18 protein-coding genes are annotated in these 25,920 nt (G+C 43.2%); 4 read left to right on the forward strand and 14 right to left on the reverse strand.

Annotated elements, in window-relative coordinates; translation table 11 throughout:
* Positions 1-59: 59 nt before the first annotated feature.
* Positions 60-2,111: an oligopeptidase A gene (prlC, locus tag H3302_RS13890; RefSeq protein ID WP_036973149.1), complete on the reverse strand. Its 2,052-nt coding sequence runs from the start codon at positions 2,109-2,111 to the stop codon at positions 60-62.
* Positions 2,112-2,262: 151 nt separating this feature from the next.
* Between prlC and gorA the strand changes: the two genes are divergently transcribed.
* Both gorA and H3302_RS13900 read left to right on the forward strand, forming a co-directional pair.
* Positions 2,263-3,624, forward strand: coding sequence for a glutathione-disulfide reductase (gorA, locus tag H3302_RS13895; protein ID WP_036973152.1), 1,362 nt, complete (start codon positions 2,263-2,265; stop codon positions 3,622-3,624).
* Positions 3,625-3,802: 178 nt separating this feature from the next.
* Positions 3,803-4,537, forward strand: coding sequence for a glutaredoxin family protein (locus H3302_RS13900; protein WP_036973154.1), 735 nt, complete (start codon positions 3,803-3,805; stop codon positions 4,535-4,537).
* Positions 4,538-4,609: 72 nt separating this feature from the next.
* On the opposite strand, the gene H3302_RS13905 is transcribed toward H3302_RS13900, so the two are convergent.
* From H3302_RS13905 to H3302_RS13950, 10 genes are all read right to left on the reverse strand, one after another.
* A complete protein-coding gene (locus H3302_RS13905; RefSeq protein ID WP_051501928.1) occupies positions 4,610-4,858 on the reverse strand; it encodes a hypothetical protein in 249 nt (82 codons plus the stop codon).
* A gap of 159 nt (positions 4,859-5,017) precedes the next feature.
* Positions 5,018-6,457, reverse strand: a complete 1,440-nt coding sequence (gene tldD / locus H3302_RS13910) for a metalloprotease TldD (RefSeq protein ID WP_036973157.1) — start codon at positions 6,455-6,457, stop codon at positions 5,018-5,020.
* On the reverse strand, positions 6,454-7,284 hold the full coding sequence (locus tag H3302_RS13915; protein ID WP_182395583.1) for a carbon-nitrogen hydrolase family protein: 831 nt from the start codon (positions 7,282-7,284) through the stop codon (positions 6,454-6,456). The genes tldD and H3302_RS13915 overlap by 4 nt, the downstream gene beginning before the upstream one ends.
* Positions 7,274-11,134 (reverse strand): YhdP family protein, encoded by a 3,861-nt coding sequence (locus H3302_RS13920; protein ID WP_182395585.1) that lies wholly within the window; start codon positions 11,132-11,134, stop codon positions 7,274-7,276. Before H3302_RS13920 ends, H3302_RS13915 begins: the two co-directional genes overlap by 11 nt.
* Positions 11,134-12,606, reverse strand: coding sequence for a ribonuclease G (gene rng / locus H3302_RS13925; RefSeq protein WP_036973165.1), 1,473 nt, complete (start codon positions 12,604-12,606; stop codon positions 11,134-11,136). The genes H3302_RS13920 and rng overlap by 1 nt, the downstream gene beginning before the upstream one ends.
* 1 nt (position 12,607) lies before the next feature.
* Positions 12,608-13,177 carry a nucleoside triphosphate pyrophosphatase gene (locus H3302_RS13930; RefSeq protein WP_036973166.1) on the reverse strand — a complete coding sequence of 190 codons (570 nt, stop codon included), beginning with the start codon at positions 13,175-13,177 and terminating at the stop codon, positions 12,608-12,610.
* Positions 13,177-13,656, reverse strand: coding sequence for a rod shape-determining protein MreD (gene mreD, locus H3302_RS13935; RefSeq protein WP_036973169.1), 480 nt, complete (start codon positions 13,654-13,656; stop codon positions 13,177-13,179). Before mreD ends, H3302_RS13930 begins: the two co-directional genes overlap by 1 nt.
* A complete protein-coding gene (gene mreC, locus H3302_RS13940; RefSeq protein ID WP_174403892.1) occupies positions 13,649-14,491 on the reverse strand; it encodes a rod shape-determining protein MreC in 843 nt (280 codons plus the stop codon). Before mreC ends, mreD begins: the two co-directional genes overlap by 8 nt.
* The gene (locus H3302_RS13945) at positions 14,491-15,534 is read right to left on the reverse strand and encodes a rod shape-determining protein (RefSeq protein WP_036973172.1); all 1,044 of its coding nucleotides are present in this window, start codon (positions 15,532-15,534) and stop codon (positions 14,491-14,493) included. The genes mreC and H3302_RS13945 overlap by 1 nt, the downstream gene beginning before the upstream one ends.
* 132 nt (positions 15,535-15,666) lie before the next feature.
* Entirely contained in the window at positions 15,667-17,691 is a 2,025-nt protein-coding gene (locus H3302_RS13950; RefSeq protein ID WP_180311140.1) for a formylglycine-generating enzyme family protein, read from the reverse strand.
* A gap of 236 nt (positions 17,692-17,927) precedes the next feature.
* Here H3302_RS13950 and H3302_RS13955 point away from each other — a divergent pair, with 236 nt between their 5' ends.
* The gene (locus H3302_RS13955; RefSeq protein WP_065978308.1) at positions 17,928-18,824 is read left to right on the forward strand and encodes a 1-aminocyclopropane-1-carboxylate deaminase/D-cysteine desulfhydrase; all 897 of its coding nucleotides are present in this window, start codon (positions 17,928-17,930) and stop codon (positions 18,822-18,824) included.
* Here H3302_RS13955 and H3302_RS13960 read toward each other — a convergent pair whose 3' ends face one another.
* From H3302_RS13960 to H3302_RS13970, 3 genes are all read right to left on the reverse strand, one after another.
* Positions 18,825-20,522: an EAL domain-containing protein gene (locus H3302_RS13960; protein WP_182395588.1), complete on the reverse strand. Its 1,698-nt coding sequence runs from the start codon at positions 20,520-20,522 to the stop codon at positions 18,825-18,827.
* A 323-nt stretch (positions 20,523-20,845) separates the two neighbouring features.
* Entirely contained in the window at positions 20,846-21,538 is a 693-nt protein-coding gene (gene ssb / locus H3302_RS13965; RefSeq protein WP_182395591.1) for a single-stranded DNA-binding protein, read from the reverse strand.
* Between the two features lie 19 nt (positions 21,539-21,557).
* Positions 21,558-22,925: an MFS transporter gene (locus H3302_RS13970; RefSeq protein WP_036973178.1), complete on the reverse strand. Its 1,368-nt coding sequence runs from the start codon at positions 22,923-22,925 to the stop codon at positions 21,558-21,560.
* 163 nt (positions 22,926-23,088) lie between these two features.
* Between H3302_RS13970 and uvrA the strand changes: the two genes are divergently transcribed.
* Positions 23,089-25,908, forward strand: a complete 2,820-nt coding sequence (gene uvrA, locus H3302_RS13975) for an excinuclease ABC subunit UvrA (RefSeq protein ID WP_074989346.1) — start codon at positions 23,089-23,091, stop codon at positions 25,906-25,908.
* Positions 25,909-25,920 lie beyond the last annotated feature (12 nt).

Consider the following 25,920-nt stretch of genomic DNA (forward strand, 5'->3'; position numbering starts at 1 on the left):
ATTTTGCTAAGATTTATTAATAAAAAAAGCGCCTTACGGCGCTTTCATACAATAATAACTTAGGCTGCAATACCACTGTGTCTGAGGAGTGCATCGACTTGTGGTTCACGACCTCGGAACTTTTTAAATAATTCCATCGGCTCTTCACTGCCCCCTTTCTCTAAAATGTTCTTTAAGAAAGCGTGACCCGTTTCTTTATTAAAAATACCTTCTTCTTCAAATTTAGAGAAAGCATCTGCCGACAAAACTTCAGCCCATTTATATGAGTAATAACCGGCACTGTAACCACCGGCAAAAATATGGCTGAAACCATGCTGAAAACGGTTAAAGGCGGGGGCTTTAACAACCGCAGTTTTACTGCGAACTTCATCAAGCGTGGCTTGAATATTACAAGGTTCACCCGCTTTGTAATCATGGTGAATGGTAAAATCAAACAGCGAAAACTCTAACTGACGTAGCATTTGCATGCCCGATTGAAAGTTCTTCGCGGCCAATAATTTATCAAGCAGTTCTTTTGGCAGCGGCTCACCCGTTTCATAGTGACCCGAGATAAAGTTAAGGGCCTCTTCTTCATAACACCAGTTTTCTAAGAACTGGCTTGGCAGCTCTACAGCATCCCATGCCACACCATTAATGCCCGCCACTGGCGCAGCATCAACTTGGGTCAACATATGATGAATACCATGTCCAAACTCATGGAATAAAGTTGTCACTTCGTTATGAGTAAACAGCGCAGGTTTATCACCCACTGCTTTATTAAAGTTACAGACTAAGTAAGCGACAGGCGTTTGTAATTCGCCATTAGCGCGCACTTTACGCCCCATGCAATCGTCCATCCAAGCGCCACCACGTTTACGGTCACGTGCATATAAATCAAGATAAAAACGGCCGCGTAGCGTGTTACTGCTATCGTAAATCTCGAAGAAGCGCACATCAGGATGATAGCTATCAAACTCATGCACTTCTTTCACGCTAATATCAAATAAACGGTTTACGGTGGTAAATAACCCGTTTAAGACCTTATCGGCAGGAAAGTATGGGCGCAGTACTTCATCAGAAATTGCGTACTTTTCTTGCTTTAATTTTTCTGCGTAATACGCGTAATCCCATGCTGCAAGCTCGCTTACACCATGTTTTTCTTGTGCGTAGGCTGTTAATTCAGCAAGCTCTTGCTCAGCTTGTGGCTTTGACTTAGCCGCTAAATCTTCTAAAAACGAGAACACTTGCGACTCAGATTCGGCCATTTTAGTTGCTAATGACATTTCTGCGTAGCTGCTAAAACCGAGTAACTCGGCCAGTTCATGACGAAGTGCAAGCTCTTCGCTCATGATATCTGAGTTATCAAACTCACCTGCATTTGGGCCTTGGTCAGACGCACGAGTTACAAACGCAGTGTAAGTTTCTTCACGTAATTTACGGTTATCGGCATAGGTCATAATAGGCAAATAAGAAGGGAAATCTAAGGTGAATACCCAACCATCAAGCTCTTTGCTTTTTGCTGTATCGGCACCGAGTGCCAGTGCTGACTCAGGTAAGCCTGCTAATTCACTTTCATCTGTAATGTGTTTTTGCCAAGCGAGTGTCGCATCCATCACATTATTGCCAAACTTAGAGGCAAGCTCTGATAAGCGCGCACTAATTTCACCGTATCGTTTTTGTTGCTCAGGCTTTAAGGCAATGCCCGATAATTCAAAATCACGCAACGCATTAGTAATGGTTTTTTGCTGTGCAGTGGTGAGTGTTTTAAATTCTTCGCTGCTATGTAAAGCATTATAGGCATCGTATAAACCTTGATGCTGACCAACAAAGGTTGAGTACTCAGATAACAACGGCAAACATTGCTCATAAGCTTCGCGTAGCTCGTCGCTGTTTACCACCGAATTCATGTGCGATACTGGCGAAAATAGTCGTGATAACTTGTCATCAGCCTCTTCAAGTGGAAGAACTAGGTCATTCCAAGTGTATGACTTACTTGCCAATACCTCATCAATTTTGGCACGACAGTGTGCAATCGCTTCTTTTAATGCCGGCACAACATGGGCTGGTTTAATCTTAGAAAACGGCGGAAGCCCTTCTAATCCAATAAGTGGGTTATTTTCTGCAATTGTCATTTTCGTTCTCAATTTTTATGCGAATATGGTGTTGAAGTTGGGGCGAATTGATGAAATACAAGGGGCTTAACCTCGGTCTTTATTATGCTATTATCAACTTATTAATAAATCGATTAATTAATAAAAAACTATCTGTTTTTGAGGACAAACTATGGCTCAGCATTTTGATTACATTGCAATTGGTGGTGGCAGTGGCGGTATTGCCTCTGCAAACCGTGCAGCAATGCGTGGCGCAAAAGTCGCACTTATTGAAGCAAAACACATGGGTGGCACCTGTGTGAATGTAGGTTGTGTTCCAAAGAAAGTAATGTGGCATGGCGCACAAATTGCTGAAGCAATTAATGCATACGCACCCGATTACGGCTTTGATGTCGAATTAAAAAGTTTTAGTTGGGCTAAATTAGTAGAAAGCCGCGAAGCTTACATTGGCCGTATCCACCAAGGGTATAACAAATACTTATCAAGCAATGGCGTAACGGTAATCAACGGTTTCGCGACCTTTGTTGATAACAAAACCGTTGAAGTTAACGGTGAGCTATACACCGCTGACCATATTCTGATTGCCGTGGGAGGTCGTCCAACGATTCCTAACATCCCAGGTGCTGAACTAGGTATTGATTCAAATGGCTTTTTTGAGCTAGATGCCCAACCTAAGCGTGTTGCTGTTGTGGGTGCTGGTTACATTGCTGTCGAAATCGCAGGTGTACTTCACAGCCTTGGCACTGAAACGCATTTATTTGTTCGTAAAAATAAACCATTACGTACTTTTGACCCTTACATTGTTGATACGCTTGTCGACATTATGGCGAAAGAAGGCCCGACACTTCACACTGACTGCACACCAAAAGAAGTGATTAAAGAAAGCGATGGCAGTTTAACAATTCACTTTGAAAATGGTCACAGCCAAAATGTCGATGAAGTTATTTGGGCTATTGGTCGTACACCAACAACCGATAAACTGAATATCACAGCAACCGACGTTGAGCTTAACGAAAGTGGCTACGTAAAAGTTGATGAGTATCAAAATACAACCGCTAAAAACATTTATGCCGTTGGCGACATCATCGAACACGGAATAGAGCTCACACCAGTGGCTGTAAAAGCGGGTCGTATTTTATCAGAGCGTTTATTCAATAAAGAATTGCCTGATGATTTAAAAATGGACTACGAGCTAGTACCTACAGTTGTATTCAGTCACCCACCAATCGGCACGATTGGTTTAACGGAGCAAGAAGCAATTTCGCAATATGGTGCTGAAAACGTAAAGGTTTATAAATCAAGCTTTGCAGCTATGTACACAGCAGTTACTCAACACCGCCAAGCATGTAACATGATGCTTGTGTGTGCAGGTGATAACGAAAAAGTTGTTGGCTTACACGGCATTGGCTTTACTGTTGATGAAATGATCCAAGGCTTTGCAGTCGCAATGAAGATGGGCGCAACCAAAGCAGATTTTGATGCCGTAGTGGCGATTCACCCTACCGGCTCAGAAGAGTTCGTGACGATGAGATAAACTCGCGTTGCGAGAAAATATTAAAAACCTTGCGGTGCTGCCGCAAGGTTTTTTTATGCCTTGTAGAAAGTCGGCACAAACCTTGTAGCTACGACGTTATACCAACATTTTGCCATTGTTTACTGTGTTATCGAGTAAAGATTACGCAATAAGCTTGGCATTTTTACAAGGAGGCACTGTGTCTAAGTCTGCAATTTTATATCGCATGGTAACCGATGAGCATATATGCCCATTTGGTTTAAAATCTAAAGATTTGTTAGAGCGCAATGGTTACGAGGTTGATGACCGCCACCTCACTAACCGCGAAGAAACAGATGCATTTAAAGAGCAGCATCAAGTAAAAACCACGCCACAAACCTTTATCGATAATAAGCGTATTGGGGGGTATGATGATTTACGCGACTTTTTCAATCTGCCCGAAGCGGGTCAACAAGGCACAACTTATACCCCTGTTTTAGCGATTTTTGCGGTTACCCTGCTCTTAAGCTGCGGGTTTAGCTACGCCAGCGGCACAGCTTTACTGTCGATGCAAAACTTAATGCTGTTTGTTGCACTGACAATGGCGGTGCTCGCTATTCAAAAACTACAAGATCTGTACAGCTTTTCAAACTCATTCATTACTTATGATTTACTGGCAATGCGTGTTGTGCCTTATGCCTATGTTTACCCGTTTATTGAAGCCTACGTTGCCATAGGTATGGTGGCTAAGCTGCCAGCTTTAGCTGTCGCGCCATTTTCGTTGTTTATTGGTGGCATAGGTGCGGTATCGGTGTTTAAGGCCGTTTATATCGATAAGCGAGAGCTAAAATGTGCCTGTGTGGGTGGCGACAGCAATGTGCCGCTGGGCTTTATTTCTCTCAGCGAAAACTTATTTATGATAGCGGCAGGTATCTGGATGCTGAGTACACTTTAGCCATTTATGCTAAAGCTTTAGGTGATAATTTTCAGTGGCTTAATAAGACGTTAAGCCACTGTAATGGGCGTGCTACCCGCCATTGCGTAAGTCACGCTCAAACTCAGTTTCTGTTTTAACCGGATGACAAGTCGACGTCACTGAACCTTTGCTGCTGTCATCTTCGTCTGTACTAAAAATGGTATAGCTGTAATCGGTTTCTAGTTCACCGCCTAAACACTCGTGCTCGGCATACACTTCATTTGCAGACCCCTCTCTTACTTCCTGTGATGCACAGCCGGTAAGCATGAGTAGTATTAATAAAATTGGCGTTACTTTCATATTTTCACCTTAAAATTATTATATTTACTGCGAACAGTAACGAATATAGTGGTATTGATGGTACCTATATTGATACATTTTTACTGCAAAGTGAAGTGTTATGAAATGAGGCAGGTTAAAAATTTAACCTGCCTTACTGAAGCGGGAAAAAGAGGGCGACTAAGCCGTACCACCGACCGTTAAGTTGTCAATTTTAAGGCTTGGTTGACCAACCCCTACTGGCACGCTTTGACCGTCTTTACCACATACCCCTACGCCTTTATCAAGCGCAAGGTCGTTACCTACCATCGAAATTTGCTGCATCACTTCTGGGCCGTTACCAATCAGTGTTGCGCCTTTGATAGGCTGAGTAATTTTACCGTTTTCAATTAAATACGCTTCAGAAGCGCTAAATACGAACTTTCCTGAGGTGATATCAACTTGACCACCCCCAAAGTTTGGCGCAAAGATGCCTTTTTTCACAGAGCTAATAATATCAGCTTGGCTGTGCTCGCCCCCAAGCATGTAGGTATTAGTCATACGCGGCATAGGTAAATGAGCATACGACTCACGACGCGCATTACCTGTTGGGTTTACACCCATTAGGCGTGCATTAAGCTTATCTTGCATGTAGCCTTTTAGAATACCGTTTTCAATAAGCACGTTATACGCAGCAGGTGTGCCTTCGTCATCTACATTCAGTGAACCACGGCGATCAGCAATAGTGCCATCATCCACCACGGTACACAGCTCGGAAGCCACCTTTTGACCTACTTTACCGCTAAACGCAGAGGCACCTTTACGGTTAAAGTCACCTTCAAGACCATGACCCACGGCTTCATGCAGTAACACACCCGGCCAACCTGCCCCCAGTACCACTTCCATGCTACCTGCTGGCGCATCAATGGCTTCTAAGTTCACTTTAGCTTGGCGTACAGCTTCTTCTGCGTATTCCATCCAGCGCGGCTTACCATCAACTAACTCTTTAAAGTAGCCGTAATCTAAACGCGCACCGCCGCCTGCACCACCGCGCTCACGGCGACCATTCTTCTCAAGTAATACGGAACAATTTAAACGAATAAGCGGGCGAATATCAGTGGCAAAGGTGCCGTCGCTTGCTGCAATGAGTACCTCTTCGTACACTGCTGACATAGAGCTAATCACTTGCTCTGCGTCGGGGGCTAACTCGCGAATGTAGTTTTCAAGTTCGCGCAATAGGCTCACTTTGTCGTTATCACTCATACTTTGAATTGGCTGATGCGGTGCATACTGCTGTTTTGCTGCTACATCGCTAAATACTTGAATCGTTTTGCTTTCGCCTGCATTAGCAATGCTTCGTGCTGCTGTTGCGGCTTTATTTAGCGCTTCAAGATTGATTGCATCTGAGTACGAAAAACCCGTCTTTTCACCGCTTACAGCGCGCACACCCACACCACGCTCAACGTTGTATGAGCCTTCTTTTACGAGACCATCTTCTAACACCCATGATTCATGGTGGCTAGATTGAAAATACAGATCGGCATAATCCACTTGATGCTGATGAATAAAAGCGAGCGTTTTTTCTAATTCTTCTCTATTTAGCTGGCTGTCATGTAATAAATGCTGTTCAACCGTGTTCATAATAAATGCTCTCTAAATCGTTGCTGAGACTGCACAGGCATGTCTTGGCGAATTGTATTCAGTCGGTTTAAATCAAGCTCATGGCTGATAAAACCAGTGCCTGAGGCAAGCTCACTGAGCGTGTTTCCCCATGGCGAAATAATAATGCTGTGGCCATATGTTTGTCGGCCATTTTCGTGCTCACCCCACTGTGCAGCGGCTACCACATAACATTGCGTTTCAATCGCTCTGGCAGCCAACAAGGTATGCCAATGAGCGGCTCCTGTTACAGTGGTAAAGGCACTGGGTACTAAGATGAGCTCAGCCCCTTGGCGCTGCATCGCAGTGAATAAACCACTAAAGCGTAGATCATAACATACTGCTAAGCCGATTTTACCAAAGGGTGAATCAACCACTACAATATCTTTGCCCGCTTCGGTGGCATCAGACTCCCGATAATTACGCGTGCCATCGGCAACATCGACATCAAATAAGTGGATCTTATTGTACTGCGCTACCACCTCACCTTGGTTATTAAATAAAAACGAGGCGGCTAAATATTTACCGTTAGGTTGTGATACCGGCACTGTCCCAGCAGCCAACCAAATATTATGTTGTTTACATAGCGCAGCCAGTGCAGCTATGTACTGTTCAATGTGTAATCCGAGCTGATAACTTGCTTGAGTGTGCTTGCTAAAAATTAAAAAGCTTTCGGGTAGGCATACAAGCAGCGGACGTGTCGTGGGCAATTGCGCCAGCGTGTCTGCTAAAAAAGCCAAATTTTGCTCCGCATTCATTCCCGAGCACATTTGCACTGCTACAACCTGCGGCTGAGTATTAACTGTCATTGTTGTCGAAGCTCGCTGAGGTGGCTGCATCTTTTAATTTAAGCCTTGTTGATGACTGCGGCTGGCTTTGTGCCGCTTGCGGTAAGGTTACTTCACGGCTCTTACGATCAATTTCTTCAACAACCGGATCATTCATACTGCCTGTCACCTTAAAGTTGATTTCTGAGATCACTCTCGCAGAGTGAATTACTTTATCGATTGCAAGCGCCGCAAGGCCACTTACCGGGTTGACCATCCATGCCACGATCACTGGAATACTTGAGGTAACCTGCGGGGCAACGGCTAGATCGTAGTCTATTTCAAAGGTATTTAAGTTAGTGTGGCCTTTAATCGTTAAGTCGGCAGGCACACCATCAAGCTTGGTATCTTGAGTGTAAGCAATCCCTTTCTCTAACTGCATCGTGCCTTGCATCTTGTTATAAAAGAAGCCTTTTGAAAATACATCTCTAAAATCAAGTTTAAGCTTACGTACCAGTGAGTCGAGACTAAGCAATGAAAACACCCTAGCACCACCGTCACTCACTTCCGCTAAATGCCCTTCACCTAAACGCCAATCTAACTCGCCTGCTAGCGTAGGCACATCAAAATTATACGGCGCACCTTGCCAAGCGAGGGCAAATTTTATGTCGGCATCGGAGTCTTTTACTGTAGTAGTAATATCAAACTCATCAAATAAGTCGCCAATATCATCACTTTGTAGGTGACCGTTAAAACGCGTTGAGCCATCAGCAAATTGCCCTTTCGCTCTCAGTATATGGTCACCTTTATCTATCACGAGCTCAGTAAATATCAAGCTATTATTATCACCACCAAACGTGGCTTTTACTTTATCAAGTTGGTACTCGGCTAGTTTGCAATCTTCACAGTTAAATTCGATGGCTGGAATACGTGTTAACCAGCTTAAGTCTTCAGGTTGTTCAACTTCGTGTGCAGACTCCGTCGCGGTGTCATTAAAGTTAACCCGTAAATAATCAGTAAATATTTGAATAGGTCTACGTGTATCGCCTGTCGGAATGAGTGCATCAGCTCTAAGCTCTTTGGCATTTAATTTAAGCTCTAAATCGGCTTGCTTTGGTGCTAGCCTAAACTCAACATCATTAAAATCGATATTTTGAACCGCTAACTTATTAAATTGACCCGTTACATTGTTAAATGCAGGCATTACGCCAGGACCGTCTGATTTAGCCTTGGTCAAATCGATAATTTGCTCAATCAACCCAAACCATGGCACAAGCTTAGTTTCTGGTAGGTCAATCGATACCGCAAAACCATCTCGGTTAAGGCCTAAATCTTTTGAACCTAAAATAAGGTGTGCGTTATTAAACTGCTTTTTGCCATTATCTAAAATAGCATTGAAAAACAGCTGTTCATTGATATTTGCAGTGATCAAATTAGAAATATGATCGCCCTGCACTACCGCTTTGATAGGCCAAGCATTGTCTGCACTTTTTGTGTAAGGTGCAGGTAATTGACTGGTTATACCCACTAAGTTACCGCTGATATCAGCGCGATAGTTGAAGTCGTTGGGTAAAAAGTTAAGGGAGACATTAATAGCAACGTCACTTTGCCCCGTTAAATAACCTTCGAGCAGACCCTGCCCTTGCTCAATTAATGGTTCTGCATCTAAGGCCAATTTAATCGCGATTTCTGCGCGGTAGTTATCAGCCACATTTTCGCTATTAAAGCTGGCTGTTAACGGCATACCTAACCAATCAGCTTTGGCATTTTTTAAATCAATTTTGTCGTTATTAAATTTAACAATGCCTGTCATATGATTAAGTGTGATGCCAGGCTGAGCAAGATAAACAGGTAAATTAGCAAGCTCAACTTCGCCGAGGGCATCAACATGGCCTGAATGTAAATCGACAAGCAAATTAATATTTGCTGTGGCTTCACCTTGCGCTTGTACTACTTCAAAAACACTTGCTAACGGTTTAGCGAGCGGTGTGGCTGCAAAAAATGACTGTAATTTATTGCCGTGGGCACGTTTATTTATCGCTACATTTAGAGTATCGGCATGCATTAAATCAGCAATACTTACGTGTACACTGTCGCCAAGTGATAAGTTTACAAGTGTGCCTGACTTGCTGTAAATATCCATGCGTTCATTTTCAAAATGCAAAATCACATTGGCATTTTCAACGCTGGGCCAACTGGGTGTGAACTGGTATTTGGCATTGTTCACATTTGCCAATACTTCGAACTGCCCTTGTTGCTCTTTAAACGGAAAACCGCTAAACGGCCCCGAAAACAACACCTGTGCTTTATTAACTTCGCCGCCTTTAATGGCGCCGTTTAGGTAGTTAACTAAGTTTTTGCTCATTACCGGTAATGGAAAATAATGCCCCGCCACGTTGGCATCAGGTGCGTACGCTTCGGCATATAAATCAAGGCGCGGCTCTGCAGTTAGGCTAAGCATCATTTCTGCTGCAACGGTTACTTCGTCATTATCAAGCCAAATGTTGTCACTGCTAATACGCCAGCCATCGTCGTAATGACGTAAATCAAGTTCAACATTTAACTGATTATAAGGAATGTCTTGGCTAAAACTGCCATTGGTTAACAAACGGTTATTTTCGCCAAATAACGTTATACGCCCCGCTGCTTGGTTAATATTTCCCTCAACCCGAATGGCTTGCCCACCGGGGATCCCTTGTAAGGATAACCAGTTGAGCTGTTCACCCTTAAACCACAACTGCCAGTTATCTTGCGCACCAAATTCAACATACGCTTCGCTTAATTGGCCATTAGGCTGTCGTTCTAAAAATGGCGCTAATACTTCAAAGTTACTCAATTGAGATAATTTTGATAACAATGCAAAGTCAAACTGCTTGAGCCAAATCTTATTTGTATCTCCAAGCTGGGCTTCAAACTGCAATGTTGGCCATTGTTTTAAATCACTTTCAAAAGCAAGTCCGGTACTTTTTAAACGCCAACCATTCTGCCAAGGGAATAAGTGAAAGCCCCCTTCATTTAAACTAATTTGATGCGCTTCTTGGTTTTGTTGCCAATTTATGTAGCTGGGTAACCATTGCACTTTTACGTCACTGATCAGTCCTTTTTCAAGGCTAAACCAGGTTTGCAAGTTCATATCGGAGTGCAACTGTTGTTTGTCTGTATTGATGTATTGTGCCAGCCATTTTGAAACATCGACATTCGCAGCTTGCACATAAATATCGCCAGCCATGGTCTCAAGCGTTGAACCATTAAGTGCCATGCGGGCATCAAAGTTGCCGACAGAAATCCCCGGTAAGGCTAGGCTTCCTGAACCTTGGTGCTGTTCTGGGGTATTTTGCCACACAATGTTTTCAAGAATTAACGTACGCTCTTTGCCATCATTAAGCATAAAATTAATGCTACTGTCTTGAATCGCAAAGTGGCCCGTTTCACCCAAAAACAGGCTTTCTATTAACTCTTTTTGCTCAAAACTGTCTGCTTGCTTGTTGTTGCCAAACGTAAGCATGGTTGGCAAATCAACATCGGCATGAAAACCATTGATCACAAAGTAACTTGATTTAAGTTGACGAGTTTTAATCGACTCCCACAGATTTACCTCTAGGCTGGCTTTATCTATGGTGAGTGCTATCGGTGAAGTCTGGTTGTCCTCAAAAGAAATATCTTCAAGGACTAAGGAAGGGCCTTTACCTTGCCAACTGGCTGAGATAGCACCTATTGAAAGATTTACATCGAACTGTTCATACAAAAACGCTTCAATGTCGCCTTTATAGTCATTGGCATATGGCAGGGTATACTTTAAAACAGAGACAATAACGGCCAGCAGTACGATAGTAATAGCAAAAACTTGCCATAACTTACGTAAACAAAAAAAGCAGACCGTTTTTGCCTTCATTACATCATTACCACATCAAACTGTTCTTGATTGTATAAACTCTCTGTTTGAATACTGACCTGTTTACCTATAAATAGTTCAAGCTCGGCGAGGTTATGATATTCATCGTTGATCAACGCTTCGCTTACCGAAGGCGCTGCATACACCATAAACTTATCGGCTGCGTAGGCACGGTTAACCCTGACAATTTCACGCAGAATTTCGTAGCACACCGTTTCAACGGTTTTTTGCGACCCTCGGCCTGAACACGCGGGGCACACGTCACATAAAATATGTTCTAAACTTTCGCGGGTACGCTTACGAGTCATCTCGACTAAACCCAGAGCAGATAAGCCATTGATGTTGGCTTTTGCGCGGTCTTTTGCCAGTGCCGACTCAAGTGAGTGTAAAACGCGACGTTTATGCTCGTCACTTACCATATCGATAAAGTCGATAATGATAATGCCACCTAAATTACGTAATCGCAGTTGTCGTGCGATTGCCGATGTTGCCTCGATGTTGGTGTTAAAAATGGTTTCTTCTAAATTACGATGCCCAACAAATGCACCGGTATTTACATCAACGGTAGTCATTGCTTCGGTTTGGTCAATGATTAAATAACCACCTGATTTAAGCTCAACTTTACGGTGAAGGGCTTTTTGAATTTCGGTTTCGACATCAAACAAATCGAAAATAGGTCGCTCACCTGGGTAGTATTCAAGCGCCCCAGATAAGATGGGCACAAACTCTTCAGTAAATTCTTTTAACTCTTGGTATGTCAGCTTTGAGTCAACACGAATGCGCTCCATGTCTTCGCCAACATAATCACGTAGGGTACGAAACGCCAGCGTTAAGTCTTCGTGTAAGATGCTCTCTTTACTGATTTTTTTACGTTTATTGACAATTTTTTGCCACAGTTTTTTTAAAAACTCTGCATCGTGACGCAGCTCAGCTTCTGAAGCGCCTTCAGCAGCGGTACGCACAATAAAGCTGCCATCTTCATCGCCATATTCAGCGACTATTTTTTTCAGTCTGGTACGTTCTTCTTCGGTTTCAATACGCTGACTTACGCCAACATGGGTCGCGTCAGGCATGAACACTAAATAGCGTGATGGAATTGTGATATCAGTCGTTAAGCGCGCCCCTTTGGTGCCCAAAGGATCTTTCACTACTTGCACCATGATGTATTGACCTTGGCGCACTAGTTCACGGATATCTTGCACCTTTTTAATGGGCTGCTCATCGACTCCCTCAACAATTGAAGCACTATTTACAATGTCAGATGCGTGTAAGAACGCTGCTTTTTCTAAGCCTATATCAACAAATGCGGCTTGCATTCCCGGTAATACTCGGCTGATTTTGCCTAAGTAAATATTGCCAACAATGCCTAGGTTGCCAATTCTTTCTAGCTGTATCTCTTGTAGTACGCCGTTTTCAATAAGCGCAACACGACTTTCACTCGGTGTAACGTTGATCAGTAATTCAGTGCTCATGTTACCCTCTTAAAAATTCATTTAATAACTGCTCAGTCTCATATAAAGGTAAGCCTACTACTGCAAAATAGCTACCAGAAATATGACTTACAAACCGTCCACCTTGGCCTTGAATGCCATAACCACCCGCTTTATCGTGCGGTTCACCAGAGTGCCAATAAGCGTCGATTTCATCATCGCTAAGCTGTTTAAAAGTGACATCGGTAATTACAAGGCAGCTTTTTACGTGCTGTGTATCAGCAATTGCAACGGCGGTCATAACTTGGTGAGTTCGGCCCGACAAACGTTGCATCGTTGCTACAAAGTCGGCTTTATCAAGCGGTTTGCCAAGGGCTGTGTCATCAATAACCACAACCGTATCACTGCCTAACACGGGCCTGTCGGTATAGCCCATTGCAACGCCTGATTGTGCTTTGAGTTTGGCTAAACGTTCTACGTAATGACGTGGCGATTCGTTCGGAAATTGGCTTTCATCTGCATCAACGCTAAATTGAGAAAACTCAACGCCGAGTTGGCTGAGCAACTCTTTTCGGCGCGGTGATGCAGACGCCAAATAAATTGCGGTTTGCATTATCTAATCCTGAAATGACGGCGGTATTTACGCAAAATTAAGAAAATCCACCACCAACACAGCATGCCAGTCAGCACGGGCCACATATAATGAGGGCTGAAGTAAACTCCCATCAAAAAGTGATTAAGCCAAAATTGCATTAAGTGGTAAAGCGTTAAAAACAAAGCAATTAATATACTTTGCTGCCATAAAGAAAAGTTTCTAATTTTTTGAAAGTTACTGGCGGTAATAAAAATACACACCGAATAGGTCAGCGAGTTCACGCCCAGTGGAGAGCCCGATGCTAAGTCCATTAATAAACCCACAACCCACGCTGTGCCAATGTTTAAACGGTGCGGCACCGCTAACGACCAGTACATAAGCACCAGTAACACCCAGTCTGGGCGGTATGGCTCAAATGAGATAGGTAACGGCATTAATGCCATGACCAGTGCAAAAAAGATACTAATTGCAATCAGCAAAGAGTGACGGCTATTCATTGCTTATGCTCTCCTGCTGATTACGCCACAGCACAACCAATAAACGAATTCGGTCAAGTTGGGCAATTGGCTCAGCATACACTTGTGCGAATGGGTGACCTTCATCACGATTAATTTCGGTTACCACGGCCACAGGATACCCCTCAGGGAAAGTCCCCCCTAGACCTGAAGTCACTAAAATATCACCAATACGTACATCTAGACTATGCGGCACATGCGACAGCTTCACTACATTTATTTTGCCAATCCCTTCAACCACAGTGCGAACATCATTGCGTAAAATACGTACCGGTGTTGCATGGGTTGTGTCGGTCATAAGCAAAACGCGAGAAGTGGTTGAACCCACTTGTGTAATTTGCCCGACAACCCCCATTTCATCAATCACAGCTTGGCCTTCGCTTAAGCCATCTGTAGTGCCACGATTGATCACAACCTGATGGCTGTATGGATTTGAATGAACAGAGAGCACTTGGGCAATTATTTTACGATTTGATTGCTTTGCAGACGAGCCGAGTAACGCACGCAACTTGTCGTTTTCACGCGATAAAAATTGCAGCTGTTGTAGTTGTTCGCTTTGTAAAAGCTGTTTTTTCTTCAGTGCTTCGTTTTCAGTAAGAAGCTGATCGCGAGTATGAAGATTCTTCGCACCAATACTAAATAGCTCATACGGCAAATTGGCAAGATAGATGAGTGGGCTAACCAGTGTATTTAAACTGGTGCGGATTGTTGTACCACCTTGTGTATATCGATCGCCCACAATCAATACGACACTCAAAAGCACTGCGACAAAGAGTCGCAGTTGCAAAGAGATGGTACGACCAAACATTAACTTCATTAGTCGTAACTAAATACGTCACCACCGTGCATATCAATCATTTCTAATGCTTTACCGCCACCACGAGCAACACAAGTAAGTGGGTCGTCAGCAACAACAACAGGAATACCTGTTTCTTCCATTAATAAACGATCTAAATCTTTTAACAGTGCACCACCGCCTGTTAATACCATGCCGTGTGCAGAGATATCAGAGGCAAGCTCAGGAGGTGATTGCTCAAGTGCAACCATAACCGCACTTACAATCCCCATTAGAGGCTCTTGTAATGCTTCTAGGATTTCATGAGAGTTAAGTGTAAATGAGCGCGGCACGCCTTCAGCGAGGTTACGACCACGTACTTCAATCTCAACAGGCTCATCGGTTTTGAATGCCGAACCGATCTGATGCTTGATATTTTCAGCGGTTGCTTCACCAATTAGGCTACCAAAGTTACGACGGACGTAGTTGATAATAGCTTCATCAAATTTATCACCACCAATACGCACAGATGATGAGTAAACCACGCCATTAAGCGAGATAATGGCCACTTCTGTCGTACCACCACCGATATCTACAACCATTGAACCCGTTGCTTCTGATACAGGTAAGCCTGCACCGATTGCCGCAGCCATTGGCTCTTCAATCAAATACACTTCACGTGCACCTGCACCCATTGCTGATTCGCGAATAGCGCGTTTTTCAACTTGTGTTGCCCCACACGGCACACAAATTAAGACACGTGGGCTAGGACGCATAAAATTGTTGTTATGTACTTGCTTGATAAAGTGCTGGAGCATTTTTTCGGTGACATAAAAGTCGGCAATAACACCGTCTTTCATTGGACGAATCGCTTTAATGTTACCCGGTGTACGGCCTAACATTTGTTTTGCTTCCGTACCTACAGACGCAACACTTTTAGGACCACCAGCTCGCTCTTGACGAATAGCAACTACTGAAGGTTCATTTAATACGATACCTTCTTCTTTTACATAAATAAGGGTATTGGCTGTACCCAAGTCGATCGATAGATCGTTTGAAAAAATACCACGAAGTTTTTTAAACATGAGGCTGGATGACCTTTGATAATACGTTCTTATACTAGCTGCTCTCACTCTACCATGCTAAGCACAATAAAGCGCAACTGCCTTTATTAAATTGCTAAAAAAGGAAGCCTGCTTTGCTTCCTTTAAAAATTTTTATCGCTCGCGTACTAAACGAAACCCGATATAGTTTGCACGAAAATCTGGCGCTAAAATTAAGCGTGTTGATACACGTGCTAGGCTCGGAGCGAAATTCCATGCCCCACCACGAACAGTCACATCAGACTGCCCCGGTTTTTTGTTTGTCCATTCCCATACATTACCTACTGTGTCATACAGACCAAATGCATTAGGAGAAAACGACCCGGTTGGTGCAGCGCTTTTGTTTGACCATTCACTACCACACCAGCCACAGTTCGCTAAATTTTTACCTATCTCGTTACCCCAAGGGTATTCAGTTTCTTTACCTGCGCGTGCAGCGTACTCCCACTCAACCTCATTCGGTAAACGAAACAACTGCCCTGTTTGCCCTGATAACCAATCTGCATATGCTTTGGCATCATTATACGTTAAGCAAACAGCCGGAAAATCACTGTCTTGCTCAAAACCTGGGTTGCGCCAGTTTAAGGTCGCTTCCCATACTGGCTCACCATTTAAGTAATAAGCACAGCCACGATTCTTTTCGGCTTCTGTTTTATAACCTGTATTAGCAACGAATTGCTCATATTCACCCACACTGACTTCTTTGCTTTGCATGGCAAATGAGTTAGCAATGGTTTTTTCAACAACAGGGCGCTCATTAGCTAAGCCATTACCGTTAATGTCACCCATCTTAAATGTACCCGCTGGGATAACCACAATACTCGCTGTATTGGTTTTATTAACAATACTTGCCACTGGCGCTGCTGTAGGTTGCTCTGTTGCGACAACGGCAGCGACAATTGGTTCAGGCTCTTTCACTAATTTTGCATTAATAGTTTGAGCTTTACGCAAGTCTAAACGCGCTTTATAGCTTTTATAACCACGCTTGCGTATTTCAATATCATGAAAACCTCTTGGTAATGATGTCGTTAGCTTGGTTGACCCAAAGCTCACACCATCAATAAACACTTCATCATCATAAACGTTTGAACGAAGCGTTAATTCAACCATTTTAGATTTTTTTAGATCAGGTAATGGTTCAACCCTTACTGGCTTTTTTACTGAGTAATCACTTACAGGTTGTTCGCTCATACGCGAAACCGATACCACCTGACTATTATCCTGAGAGTCACTGAATGTTAACTGACTATCAGAGTAAGTAGTGGTGTAATTGGGTTGGTAATTTCCAGCAAGTGGTGAACCATAATCTGCGCAAAAACGGTTGTCTAAATTAAGCAGACTACATAAACGGCTGCTATTCACATCACCGCGCATCGTTACGCTTAAGTTCACGTTATAGTTACCTTGTCCGCTAAAGGCACTATTTACAACATGACTACTTAAAATTTTAACTTGTGCACCCGCTAAATTGCGTTTCGGCTCAACTAAACGTTCTTCTGTTAAGTTAGCAAAAATTTGATCTACAAAGCGCTTGGTGGCTTTTTGTAACCCCATTTGCTGACCACGTTGCTCACACGCTGCTAATGTTTCAGTGCGCTTACAATTAATCGTATGATTAACTTCAAGTGTGCCTTCACGCGTAAACTCATTGCGCAAACGTTCAACACGTGCTGTTGCGAGTTGCTCTTTTAAGCTCTCTAAGGTGTTTAGTTGGGTATGCTTAGCAACACGAATTTGCTCAATATCTTTTCTATGCGATGCAATTGCCGCCAATTGCATCGAAATGTCATCTTTGTTCTGTTTGTGATCCACCACTGCTTTTTGATAGCGCGTTTGTGCATTGCTAATATCTAAAGTGGGGTCATCAATTAATCGACGATACATCTCGTTCATTGCATCAAGCGCTTGGTTTTTTTCTTTGTCTAGCTCAGCTGAGCGGGCGCGCAATAATTCGAGTTGTTTTTGTAACTGACTTTCTTCTTTTAGGTGTTTTTCGAGTATTAAGGTCGAGTTATCGTATTCGGCTTGTTTTTTACTGATCTCTGATTCAATGCCAGTTACCGTAGCAGTATCTTGTGCAAATGCACTCGATGCTAGCAAACTAACTGAAATTAACAGAGATAAAGGAGCAATTCGCATATATTCCATTCCCAAAAAGCGGCAATTATTTGGTCATTATTATTTTTTATAATTAAACTCTTATGCTATGTACTTGCAAGGCAAAACACAAGCTTTGTTCAATTATTATCTGAGTTTACAACTATTACCTTAGTTGATGCCAGTAAATAACAAAATCATTTTAGTTTAATTGACTAATTTCTATCTCTATGACGACTTTGCTACAATTAAGCGTCTTTTTTAGCGTAAATTAAACCGTGACTATTATTTCTGAATCGCCTGTTCAAACCATCAACCACGAACTGTTATCAGCACAAAAGCTGACATTACAGATTAAACGTGATGATCTTATTCACCCACAAATTAGTGGTAACAAATGGCGTAAATTAAAATTTAATTTACAGGCTATGCAACAACAGGGAAAAACTGAGCTACTCACTTTTGGCGGCGCATTTTCAAACCATATTCATGCCACAGCAGCTGCGGGTCAGTTATTTGGGTTTAAAACGCACGGTATTATTCGCGGACCTGAGCTTGATGAACACAACCCCACATTGCAGTACGCCAAACGCTGTGGGATGACATTGCACCCCGTTAACCGTATTACTTACCGTTTAAGAGGCGAAAGCCGCTATTTGGCAGAATTACAAAAGCAGTTCCCGCATGCTTATATTCTACCCGAGGGAGGCACTAACCCTGCGGCGCTGCTGGGGTGCCAAGAATTAGCGCAAAGCTTACCGACGAGCGATGTCATTATTTGCCCAACAGGCAGTGGTGGCACGCTGGCAGGCTTAATTGAAGGCAGCCCACACTCCACAACCGTGCTCGGTATTGCAGTATTAAAACAGGCCGAATATTTAATTGATGACATTAAGCAACTGAGCCGTAAAGCAAGACAACAACAAAATTGGCAGCTATTACTTGAACATCATGATGGCGGTTATGGCAAATTCAGTCATGAACTGTGGGAGTTTTGTCAGACATTTACGCAACAACACGCCATCCCACTTGAGCCTATTTATAGCGGTAAAATGATGTATGCGCTGTGGCAATTGATAGAACAAGGTTTCTTTGCAGAAGGCACGCGGATCATGGCTATCCATACTGGTGGCTTGCAAGGGTTAGACGGCTTAAAGTACCGTCGTTTAATCTAACTAACTAAAAGGCGTAATATCGGCAAGCTTTTGTAGGGGTTCAGCAAAGTAAAAACCTTGCGCTGCGATGACGCCTAAGTTTTTTAATGTTGCAAGCTCGTTGCGTGTCTCAACGCCTACAGCATAAACAGGAAAATTAAGCTCATTGCCTTTCGCTATAATCTGTCTAACCACTTTTTGTTGCTGCGTATTAGTATCAATATTATGAATAAGCTCGTATGCCAATTTAATACTACACACATTATTAAGTTGCTTGTATTCAACAAGGTTTTCGGCACTGCGAACATTGTCAATCACAATACCTGCGGATAATTTTTCTAAACAAGCAAACTGCGAGCTCAATTGTTTATGCTGTTTTAAATAATCGTCTTCACTGAGCTCAAATTGTAATTTATTAGCTGCATCAAAGCCTTGCATTTGCGCTTTAAACCAATGCCAAAACTCATCATTAAACCAGTTCATCGCATGTAAGTTTATACTTACCATCATCGCACCTGATTCGTTATCAAGCATTTTTTGTACTTGTGTCACTACAGTCTGATCTAACAATAAAACATCCTTCTTGCTGGTCATCTGTGGAATGAAATGACGAGCAGCAAGTAATCCTAAGCTTTTATGACGAATTCTAATAAGCGCTTCATGCTGTAAAATTTCCCCTGTTTCTAAGTCAAACAACGGTTGAAAGAACAGCATAAAATGCTTTTTCTTAATGTACTCAAACAGGTGCTCATTACTATCACTGAGCATGCTAGATTGCGTATGCCCAAACGGTAAGCGGTGAATGTGTTGCCATGCACTTTGCTTAGCTAAAGTTAGTGCCGATTTAGTAAGCTGATACACCACAGCCTGATCAGCACCAGTACGGTAATTACATACACCTATTTTTATATCACCACGCGATAAATCGCTGCGATAATTAAGGCACGCTTGATATACAACGTGATGCAAACGCTTGGTGTACTTATCAACTTCGGTGGCAGGCACACTGTTTAGTGTTACAGCTATACCGCCCGAGGGAAGTAGTTTTACCGAGCGATTAACAAGTTCCCCAAACCCTTTGGCAATCACTACTTTAAAGTAATTATCGACATCAAGATTCGCCGGAAACGGGGTTTTCCAAAAAAACAGAGCAAATAAATGATTGTAGTTTGTTGGTACCCCATACAAAATATTTAAATCTTGATGAGGCAGTGGCTTTGGCAGCTCTCCTTTTTTAAGTACCGGCTTGACCTGTTTTTCAATAGGCTTCACTGGCGGTGCTGCGGCTACCAATACTTTTTTAGACAGTACTCGCCACCAGCGGAATCCCCAATACCCAGCCCCAATTAGAATTAAGTTCAAAAAGATAAATAAATGACTTTCAACGACCCATGAAGGCCAGTGAAAAAGGCGCAAACTCACAGTGTGATAACTAAATACCTCCTGCTCTAAATCAATAAAGTTGGCAAAATTATGTGGCACATCTGTCACGTTCATAGCAAAACCTTTACTTTCAACTAAGGTTGCAATGATATCTTTTGACGCAATGGGGTCTAAGTTTAAGTCGTATACTTGCCTTGCAAGCTCAGTACCTGTGCGATGCACTTTCTCGTGTAATACGTCACTTAAAAAAATATTAAAAACAACTAATAACAAAAAAGCGGCCGTCACATAAATGACTTCCGGTTGCTTTATTTGTGATGTTAGGTCTTTTTTCATTTCACAAGTTAGTTGCCCAAATATACACAAAGTGTTGTTCAAGAACCCTATAAATACAAGGCTGCAGCGCGATTTAAAGAAATTTCTGATTCATCCCCTGACCAACGCTGTCAAAAGTTACGTAAATTTAAACACCTAGCAAAATGCCTTAATGAGAATTATTTTGTAACCGAAACATATTCGAAGCCATCCCCATTCGTTTATACCATTGTGCTTAATTAAGTGGTCTATTTTGAGCAATAAAAAACCCAGCACCAAGGCTGGGTTCTTAATACAATCTTTATATAAAGTATCTTGCTTAATACTTTAACTTTTCCCCGGTGCTAGAACGGGATATCGTCGTCAAAATCGATTGGTGGTTCCATTGGGTTTGATGCGCCACCTTGTGGTGCATTTTGTGGCTTAGGAGCAAAACCACCTTGCTGTAGTGCGCTGCTTTGCTGTTGGCCATAACCACCGTATTGGTTGTTATTTTGCTGCGGTGCAGGTGCAGGCTGTTGTTGTGGGCGCTGTTGTTGTGCTGGCGCCGGTGCTGACTGCTGCTGAGGTGCATAGCTGTTGCTTTGCGCTTGCTGCGAACCGCCACCATAGCCGCCACCTTGTTGTTGACCACCTTGGTAACCGCCTTGTGATTGGCCACCTTGATAACCACCACCCTGTTGGTCGCCACCACGGCCACCTAACATTTGCATTTGACCGCCCATGTCTACCACGATTTCAGTGGTAAATTTTTCTTGGCCAGATTGATCAGTCCACTTACGTGTTTGTAAACGACCCTCAATATAAACTTGTGAACCTTTACGAAGGTACTCACCCGCTACTTCAGCTAGCTTGCCAAATAAAACAACACGGTGCCATTCTGTACGCTCTTGCATTTGCCCTGTGTTTTTATCTTTCCAGCTGTCAGTCGTAGCAATGCTGATATTCGCTACACCATTGCCATTAGGCATATAACGTACTTCTGGATCTTGGCCTAAATTACCAACCAAGATTACTTTGTTCACACCGCGTGCCATGGAACTTCTCCTTTAAACGTTAGATTAAACCAGCCGCTTTTCGTGCTTGGTCTAGGTCAAATTCTTTATCATTAATCTTTAAATAGCTGCGATTTTCATCGCAAACAACCGTTGCTTCTATTACGCCCGGTAAAGCAACTAGACGAGAAGCAAGCGCTTGTGCCTGCTGCTCGGAACTTAATTCTGTCATTAAGCTAATAATTTTACTTCTTGGTGGGACTTGCATATTCCAAGCAAGGATAAGCCATATTACCCCAACAAGTGCCGCCGCCGCAAACACTGCTTGCGCACTTAGCGCTTGTGCAACATAGCCCCCCAATAAACCACCTAAAAAGGCACCAAAAAACTGCGTAGACGAAAACACGCCCATGGCAGAGCCTTTCTGGTTTGCAGGGGCAATACGAGACACTAATGCAGGCATAGTGGCTTCTAAAAAATTAAATGCGACAAAGTAAACTAACATACACACACCGATGCCAATCACAGAATCAACCCAGAATGACATCGCCAGCATGCTCAATACTAATAAAGCGATTGAACCAATAAACGCCTGTTTTTCTTTTTCTTTGCGGATAGCCACTATCATCATTGGCGCCATTAAGAAAAACGCTAAAAATAAGACTGGAATATATAAATACCAATGATGATCAGCAATTAATCCATCTTTAATTAATTGACCCGGTAAGGCTACAAACACCGTGGTTAACGTAAGATGAAGTAACATAACACCAAAATCTAAACGTGCTAATTGCGGGTGTTTAATTAATTGTTTTATGTCATCTAAGGTGGCAAGCGTGTCGCCTTTGGGTGCCTTGTTTACAGCATTCGGAACCAAAAACAAGACAATAAAAATACCTAAAATGGCCAACCCAGCTGTTAGCCAAAAAACGCCAGCAACACCCCAAGATGCCGCAACTATTGGCCCTAGTAGCATCGCAACAGCAAAGCTCATACCAATACACATACCAATAACAGCCATCACCTTTGGACGCTGCTCATCTCGGCTTAAATCTGAAGCCAAAGCAAGTAACGCACTGGCAATCGCGCCCATACCTTGTAATGCACGGCCAAACGTCACCATTTGTACCGACTCGGCGGTGGCAGCAATAACGGAACCAAGCGCAAACACGCACAGGCCTCCAATAATCACTTTTTTACGGCCTATTTTATCCGACAACCACCCCATTGGAATTTGTAACACGGCTTGCGTTAAACCATACGCACCGATTGCAAAACCAATCCATAGCGGCGAAAAACCTTCCAATTGCTGACCATAAATAGCCAGAACTGGCATCAACATAAATAGGCCAAGCATACGGAACGCAAACACGCTCGCTAACGAAACGGCAGCGCGTTTTTCTCGGGAGTTGAGTGAAGATGCTGTCATGAATTACTGAATCTTGCTGTCTATTAAAATGTAAGCGTGGATTCTACCACAAGCGAAAAATAAATAATCACCTGTAAGTGAGGATTTTTTCTTTGATCAAGGATTAATCTTGTCGCGTATTGTGAGATACTGAAATAATCACTTGGTAATAAAACGAGATAGCATGGAAAACATTGAAGTCCGAGGCGCCCGTACGCACAATTTAAAAGACATCAGCCTAACCATTCCCCGTGATAAGCTGATAGTTATCACTGGCCTATCTGGTTCAGGGAAATCGTCTTTAGCGTTTGATACATTGTATGCAGAAGGGCAACGTCGTTATGTAGAATCACTCTCAGCCTATGCAAGACAATTTTTATCGTTAATGGAAAAGCCTGATGTTGATCATATCGAAGGTCTTTCACCGGCTATCTCTATTGAACAAAAATCAACCTCGCACAATCCACGTTCGACGGTTGGCACAATCACCGAGATATACGATTACCTGCGTTTACTCTTTGCCCGTGTTGGTGAACCTCGCTGCCCTACCCACGACCTACCACTGGCAGCACAAACAATTAGCCAAATGGTCGACACGGTTTTAGCTCTGCCAGAGGGCAGCAAGCTCATGCTACTCGCCCCCGTGGTTAAAGACCGTAAAGGTGAGCATGTAAAGCTACTTGAGCAACTAGCAAGTCAAGGTTTTATTCGTGCCCGTATAGATGGTGAGGTATGTGACTTATCAGATCCTCCCACGCTAGAGCTGCATAAAAAGCACACGATAGAAGTGGTTGTCGATCGTTTTAAAGTGAAAGATGGTCAGCAGCAGCGCTTAGCCGAGTCATTCGAAACAGCCCTTGATCTTTCAAGTGGTGTTGCGCACGTCGCTGCAATGGATGACTCACTTAGCGAAGACATGCTTTTTTCAGCAAACTTTGCCTGTCCAACATGTGGCTACGCTATGAGCGAGCTTGAGCCTCGCCTTTTCTCGTTTAATAATCCTGCTGGTGCATGTCAAAGCTGTGATGGTTTAGGGGTTCGCCAGTACTTTGATCCCAATCGTGTGGTGCAAAACCCAGAGCTAAGTTTATCGGGCGGTGCGATTAAGGGCTGGGACAAACGCAGCTTTTATTATTTTCAGATGCTGCAAGCAGTGGCTGAACACTATGGCTTTGACCTAGAAGCCCCGTTTCAAGAATTAAGTAAAGATGCCCAAAAAGTCATTCTTGAAGGATCGGGTAAAACCAAAATCGCCTTTAATTATCGAAATGACCGCGGCGACCTTATTACTCGTAATCACGAGTTTGAAGGTGTACTAAATAATATGAACCGCCGCTACCGCGAAACCGAGTCAAACTCAGTTCGCGAAGAGCTGGCAAAATATCAAACCAGCCAAGCATGTCCAAGCTGTCATGGTTCTCGTTTACGCCAAGAGGCTCGTCACGTATTCATAGGTCAAACTAATTTGCCCGCCATCACCACCATGAGTATTGGTGAAAGTATGGCATTTTTTGAAGGCCTAGCGCTTACAGGTCAGCGTGCTCAGATTGCCGATAAAATCTTAAAAGAGATCCGTGATCGCTTATCATTTTTAATAAATGTTGGCTTAAACTACTTATCACTTGAGCGCAGTGCAGACACGCTATCGGGCGGTGAAGCGCAGCGTATTCGCCTTGCAAGCCAAATTGGTGCTGGGCTTGTTGGCGTTATGTATGTACTGGATGAACCGTCAATTGGTTTACACCAACGCGACAACGACCGCTTGCTAAAAACCCTTATTCACCTTCGCGATTTAGGGAATACCGTGATAGTGGTTGAACACGATGAAGATGCAATTCGCGCTGCAGATCACATTATCGATATTGGTCCAGGTGCCGGTGTTCATGGTGGTCATGTTATCGCACAAGGTACGCATGACGATATTTTAGCGAGCAAAGACTCTATCACCGGGCAATACTTATCGGGTGTGAAAAAAATTGAAGTACCAACCACTCGCCATCCAACGAACGACAAATGGCTTGAGCTATTCGGCGCAACGGGTAATAACCTAAAGAATGTTGATTTAAAAATTCCATTCGGTTTGATGACCTGTATCACAGGTGTTTCAGGTTCTGGTAAGTCAACGCTTATCAACGACACCTTATTTAAACTTGCTCACACTGAACTTAATGGTGCAACGACCGCAGAGGCCGCACCGTATAAATCGATTAGTGGTCTTGAACACTTTGATAAAGTAATTGATATTGACCAAAGCCCGATTGGCCGTACGCCACGTTCAAACCCTGCCACATACACCGGTATTTTTACTGGTATTCGTGAACTGTTTGCTGGCACCCAAGAAGCCCGCTCACGAGGTTATAAAGTCGGTCGCTTTAGCTTTAACGTGAAAGGCGGTCGTTGTGAAGCGTGTCAAGGTGATGGCGTAATCAAAGTAGAAATGCACTTTTTACCAGACGTGTATGTGCCGTGTGATGTATGTAAAGGTCAGCGCTACAACCGTGAAACACTTGAAGTACAGTACAAAGGTAAAAATATTCACCAAGTATTAGAAATGACCGTGGAAGATGCGCGCGAGTATTTTGATAAAATTCCCGCGATTGCCCGCAAGCTACAAACCCTAATGGATGTTGGCTTGTCTTATATCCGTTTAGGGCAAGCAGCGACAACCTTATCGGGTGGTGAAGCACAGCGTGTAAAACTGGCACGAGAGCTATCAAAACGCGACACGGGTAAAACACTCTATATACTTGATGAACCTACAACAGGTTTACACTTTGCTGATATTCAGCAATTATTAGTGGTGCTTCACCGTTTACGCGACCATGGCAATACCATTGTAGTGATTGAACACAATCTTGATGTGATCAAAACTGCTGACTGGATTGTCGATTTAGGCCCTGAAGGGGGCTCTGGCGGCGGTGAAATTTTAATTTCGGGTACCCCTGAAGAAGTGGCCGATTGCGAACGTTCACACACAGGCAGATACTTAAAACCACTACTATAAAAAGGACGTTGG

Origin of the sequence: Pseudoalteromonas sp. MT33b (genome assembly GCF_014117385.1) — a bacterium.
GTDB classification, from domain to species: Bacteria; Pseudomonadota; Gammaproteobacteria; order Enterobacterales; family Alteromonadaceae; genus Pseudoalteromonas; species Pseudoalteromonas lipolytica.

Coding starts and splice junctions, on each gene's coding strand:
- H3302_RS13960 (WP_182395588.1), bottom strand. CDS start 20,522: ATGAAAAAAGACCTAACATCACAAATAAAGCAACCGGAAGTCATTTAT.
- uvrA (WP_074989346.1), top strand. CDS start 23,089: ATGGAAAACATTGAAGTCCGAGGCGCCCGTACGCACAATTTAAAAGAC.
- rng (WP_036973165.1), bottom strand. CDS start 12,606: ATGAGCACTGAATTACTGATCAACGTTACACCGAGTGAAAGTCGTGTT.
- tldD (WP_036973157.1), bottom strand. CDS start 6,457: ATGAACACGGTTGAACAGCATTTATTACATGACAGCCAGCTAAATAGA.
- H3302_RS13945 (WP_036973172.1), bottom strand. CDS start 15,534: ATGTTTAAAAAACTTCGTGGTATTTTTTCAAACGATCTATCGATCGAC.
- H3302_RS13905 (WP_051501928.1), bottom strand. CDS start 4,858: ATGAAAGTAACGCCAATTTTATTAATACTACTCATGCTTACCGGCTGT.
- H3302_RS13915 (WP_182395583.1), bottom strand. CDS start 7,284: ATGACAGTTAATACTCAGCCGCAGGTTGTAGCAGTGCAAATGTGCTCG.
- gorA (WP_036973152.1), top strand. CDS start 2,263: ATGGCTCAGCATTTTGATTACATTGCAATTGGTGGTGGCAGTGGCGGT.
- H3302_RS13930 (WP_036973166.1), bottom strand. CDS start 13,177: ATGCAAACCGCAATTTATTTGGCGTCTGCATCACCGCGCCGAAAAGAG.
- mreC (WP_174403892.1), bottom strand. CDS start 14,491: ATGAAGTTAATGTTTGGTCGTACCATCTCTTTGCAACTGCGACTCTTT.
- prlC (WP_036973149.1), bottom strand. CDS start 2,111: ATGACAATTGCAGAAAATAACCCACTTATTGGATTAGAAGGGCTTCCG.
- mreD (WP_036973169.1), bottom strand. CDS start 13,656: ATGAATAGCCGTCACTCTTTGCTGATTGCAATTAGTATCTTTTTTGCA.
- H3302_RS13970 (WP_036973178.1), bottom strand. CDS start 22,925: ATGACAGCATCTTCACTCAACTCCCGAGAAAAACGCGCTGCCGTTTCG.
- ssb (WP_182395591.1), bottom strand. CDS start 21,538: ATGGCACGCGGTGTGAACAAAGTAATCTTGGTTGGTAATTTAGGCCAA.
- H3302_RS13920 (WP_182395585.1), bottom strand. CDS start 11,134: ATGAAGGCAAAAACGGTCTGCTTTTTTTGTTTACGTAAGTTATGGCAA.
- H3302_RS13950 (WP_180311140.1), bottom strand. CDS start 17,691: ATGCGAATTGCTCCTTTATCTCTGTTAATTTCAGTTAGTTTGCTAGCA.